3 protein-coding genes are annotated in these 3,985 nt (G+C 75.0%); 1 reads left to right on the forward strand and 2 read right to left on the reverse strand.

From position 1 onward, the window contains the following. Positions 1-118: 118 nt before the first annotated feature. On the reverse strand, positions 119-1,180 hold the full coding sequence (locus L7D48_RS26945) for a P1 family peptidase (protein ID WP_237883424.1): 1,062 nt from the start codon (positions 1,178-1,180) through the stop codon (positions 119-121). A 398-nt stretch (positions 1,181-1,578) separates the two neighbouring features. Here L7D48_RS26945 and L7D48_RS26950 point away from each other — a divergent pair, with 398 nt between their 5' ends. Continuing rightward, positions 1,579-2,676: a PP2C family protein-serine/threonine phosphatase gene (locus tag L7D48_RS26950; RefSeq protein WP_237883426.1), complete on the forward strand. Its 1,098-nt coding sequence runs from the start codon at positions 1,579-1,581 to the stop codon at positions 2,674-2,676. On the opposite strand, the gene L7D48_RS26955 is transcribed toward L7D48_RS26950, so the two are convergent. Beyond that, complete coding sequence (locus L7D48_RS26955) at positions 2,673-3,890, reverse strand: PP2C family protein-serine/threonine phosphatase (protein WP_237883428.1); 1,218 nt, start codon at positions 3,888-3,890, stop codon at positions 2,673-2,675. The genes L7D48_RS26950 and L7D48_RS26955 overlap by 4 nt on opposite strands. Positions 3,891-3,985: the final 95 nt, after the last annotated feature.

Consider the following 3,985-nt stretch of genomic DNA (forward strand, 5'->3'; position numbering starts at 1 on the left):
GGGGGCCGGTTCGGTCATCGTGGTGTGCTGCCCTTTCCGGGAGGGTGCGTGGCGTGCCCGGGTACGCCTACCCGCTTTCCCCTGCCGTCCCCGGCCGCCGTACGCCGGCGAACGGACGTCACGCGCCGGACGAGGGCGCCCTCCCGGCGAGCTCCCGCAGCCGGTCCAACGGCACCGCGGGAACCGTGCGGCCCAGCCGGCCGGTCGTGGTGACCGCCGCGCACAGAGCGTTGAGCACCGACTCCTCGGTCGCCCGCAGGACCGCGCCGAACAGCGGGTCGAGGCAGCGGTCGGGCACCGCCGCCGACGCGCCGCCGCTCAGGGGGGAGGTGCTGAACGCGAGCCCGTAGTCCCCGCTGCCGTGACCGTAGGAGGCGCCGACCCGGCCCAGGGCGAACACCGCGCGCCGGGCCAGCCGGCCCAGCTGCCGGGCGTCCAGCGCGGCGTCGGTCGCGACGACCACCATGCACGAGCCGTCCTCGCCGGGCCCAGGGTCCGCGGGCGGGCCGGAAGGCTCCGGGAGGACGGGGGCGCCGCAGATCCGCAGTGTGCCGCCGAAGTTGGCCTGCGTCAGCACGCCCACCCGGACCGGACCCGCCGGTTCCAGCGCGACCCGCCGGGAGGCGGTACCGATCCCCGCCTTGAACCCCAGTGCGCAGGTGCCCGTGCCCGCGCCGACGCAGCCCTCGGCCACCGGCCCGCCCCCGGCTCCCTCGATCGCGGCCAGCACGTGCTCCTCGCGCACCGGCCGGGCCCTGATGTCGGAGAGGTACCCGTCGTTGCACTCGCCGACCACCGGGTTGAAGGAGAGGACCCCGGCGTGCTCGGGGCGGGTGAGCATCCAGCTCACCACGGCGTCCGCGGCGCGGAAGGCGCAGAGGGTGGAGGTGAGGACGACCGGTGACTCCAACTGCCCCAGCTCGGCGACCTGGGTGGCGCCGACCAGCTTGCCGTAGCCGTTCGCGGTGAACAGCGCGGCGGGAAGCGGGGTGCCGCCGGGGTGGGGCCCGATGCCCGCCGGGACGACCGCGGTCACCCCGGTGTGCACATCGGGCGGTCTGCGGACGGTGGTGTGCCCGACGGTGACGCCGGGCACGTCGGTGATCGCGTTGTACGGGCCCGGCTCGTCGCCGTCCGCCACGATTCCCAGCCCCCGTGCCCGTTGAGAAAAGTGTGCCATGCGCCGCCTCTCCGGTCAGTTCCTGTCGTCTCCCGCCGCGGGACGTCTTTGTCCGCGGCGATCAGGGTCCCATCCGGAGAACCGCACGTGCGCCGGTGGGCCGGGCGGTGCCGGTGCGCCCTCGGCGTGTCGGGGGTACGGCACGCGTGCGCACGGGTGACGCGTTGCGCGAATGCCCGGCGCGGCCGGGGGCGAGCCGGAGGATGGGGCAGGGTGGGGGGACCGGATCCGTCCCGCGCGGCACGGACCGTTCATGCGGAACCCGACCACGAGAGGTGCGGAAGGCGACGGTGCGCGGCCATGGTTCCCCCGGCGGAGCGCGGGCGGCCGGGATCCGGAGAAGGGGACACGTCCCCGCGAGAATCGGTTCCCGGGCGCTGGCGGCCCTGCTCGTCGTCGTGACGCTGCTGGTGGTGGTCTCCGACTACCTGACCGACCGGGGTCTGGGCCTGGTCCCCCTGTTGATCTTCCTGCCCGCCTTCGTCGCGGGCCGCGGTACGGCGCGGCAGACCGCCGCCGCCGCGGCGTGGGTCGTCCTCGTCCTGGTGGGGCTGCTGGTCTACGACCCGTTCCAGACGGTCTCCGCCAACCTCTCGACGGTCGCCTTCACCGCGGCGCTGGGCGGTCTGAGCGTCGCCGGGGCCTGGCAGCGGGACCGCAGGGACGCGGAGATCACCCGGCTGCGTTCGGCCGCCGCCGCGCTGCAGCGCCAGATCCTGCGCCCTCTTCCGCTGCTCACCGACCGGCTCCTGGCCGACGGCGCGTACGAGCCGGTGGAGGAGGACAGCAGGGTCGGCGGGGACATCTACGAGGTCATGCCCTCGCCGTACGGCACCCGGGTGCTCATCGCCGACGTCCAGGGCAAGGGGCTGCCCGCCATCGGGACGGCCTTCGCGGTGCTGGGCGCCTTCCGGGAGGCCGCCGGCCGGGAGCCGGAGCTCACCGCGGTCGTGGAGGCCCTGGAGGACGCGGTCGTCCGGCACAACGCCTTCGAGGCGCGGAGCGGGGAGCCCGAACGCTTCGTCACCGCGCTCGTCCTGAACGCCGACGGCGGCGGGGACGTCCAGGTGGTGGACTGCGGGCACATCCCGCCGTACCTGCTGCGCCGGGAGCGGACCGGGCCGGCGGCCCGGCCGGTCCCGCTGCGAAACCCCGGAGTGCCGCTCGGGCTGGGATCCCTCGCGCCGCAGTCCCGCGCCGTCGAGCGGTTCGCTCTTCCGCCCGACGCCATGCTGCTGCTCTGCACGGACGGTGTCACCGAGGCGCGCGACTCCTTCGGGGCCTTCTTCCCCCTGCAGGAGCGCCTGGCCGACTGGGTGGACACCTCTCCCCGCGAGGTGGCCGCGGGCCTGCTGGACCAGCTGGCGGCCCATACCGGGGGCGCCGCGGCGGACGACATCGCCCTTCTGGTCCTGCGCAGGAGTTCGCCGCCGGCGCAGGACCGCGAGGCCGCCCCCGGCGGCGGGCCCGGACCCCCGGCCGCCGGTCCCCGCTAGGCGATGTGCAGACCGGCCCGGGCCGCCGCCGGGCCGACGGCGTCGGGACGGGGGCCGAACCACTCGCACAGCAGCACGGTCGCGTCGTCCTGGAGCCGTCCACCGTGGTGGTCGAGCACCGCGTGGACCAGGCGGCGCAGCGTCTCGGGCACGGGGAGACCGTCGGCGTGGTGGCGGATGAGGAAGTCGACGAAGCGGGACAGGCCGAACTCGCGGTCGCCCGGCCCGCGGGCCTCGGTGATGCCGTCGGTGTAGAACACCACGCGGTCGCCCGGCTCGAGCTGCTCGCGGCACAGGGTGCTCGCCAGGCCCAGTCCGGTGCCCATCGGGTGGGTTGGCGGGCAGCGCAGCAGGGTGGACCAGCGTCCGCCGCGGATGACGACCGGCGGGTGGTGCCCGCGGTTGACCCAGGAGAACACACCGGTACGGGTGTCCAGGGCGGCCAGGACCCCGGTGACGTAGCGGGTGTTGCCGAACTGCCGTACCAGGGTGTCCTCGATCGCCTCGCCGGTCTCGGTGAGCGAGGCGCCCTGGCGGCGCAGGTTGCGACAGGCGGCCACGGCGAGACCGGCGGTGAGTCCGGCCGCGGTGTCGTGGCCCATGGCGTCGAAGACCGACAGATGGACGACGGGACCTGCGGTGGCGTAGTCGTAGGCGTCGCCGCTGACGAGGTAAGCCGGTTCCAGGGCCGCGCTGATCACCACCCGGCCGTCGGCGTAGGTGCGCGGGGGCATCAGGTGCCACTGCATCTCGGCCGCGACACTCATCTCCCGGGCGCGCGTCAGCCGGGCGCCGGTGTCGCTGCTCCTGCCCTTGCTGTCCAGCATGAGTGCCGTCAGGGAGGCCAGCAGTCCCATGTGCTCATGGGTGCGGTCGTCGTCGAGGGCGGTGCTGATGTTCAGCACCCCCATGCGTTCGGTGCCGTCCAGCAGGGGCACCCACCAGCGGTAGCCCCGCGGCCCGGCTCCGGCGGCGGGCAGGGTCTGGCCGTACTGGAAGGCCCGGCCGGGCACGGTTCCCTCCACCGGCAGCTCCCTCTCCTGGGTGTCCGGGATCGGTCCGGGGCCCGGTAGCAGCCGCAGCGAGTACTGCTGCAGGTCGGCCAGGTAGATGCGCACGTCCCTCAGGCCGGCGGCCGCCGCGTGCTCGGCCACGGTGGCCGGCAGTATCTCCAGAGGCGTCAGGTGACTGGCCTTCAGCAGGCCGGCGAGCATGCGGCGGACGGCGAGGTTCCGTTCCGGCACAGCGGCTCCTTACGGTCGTCCGTCCGGCCGGAGCCGCTCCGGCGGCGGTGGCGGGCGGTGGGCTG

Origin of the sequence: Streptomyces sp. ICN903, from assembly GCF_022015835.1 — a bacterium.
In the GTDB taxonomy this organism is placed as follows: Bacteria; Actinomycetota; Actinomycetes; order Streptomycetales; family Streptomycetaceae; genus Streptomyces; species Streptomyces fenghuangensis.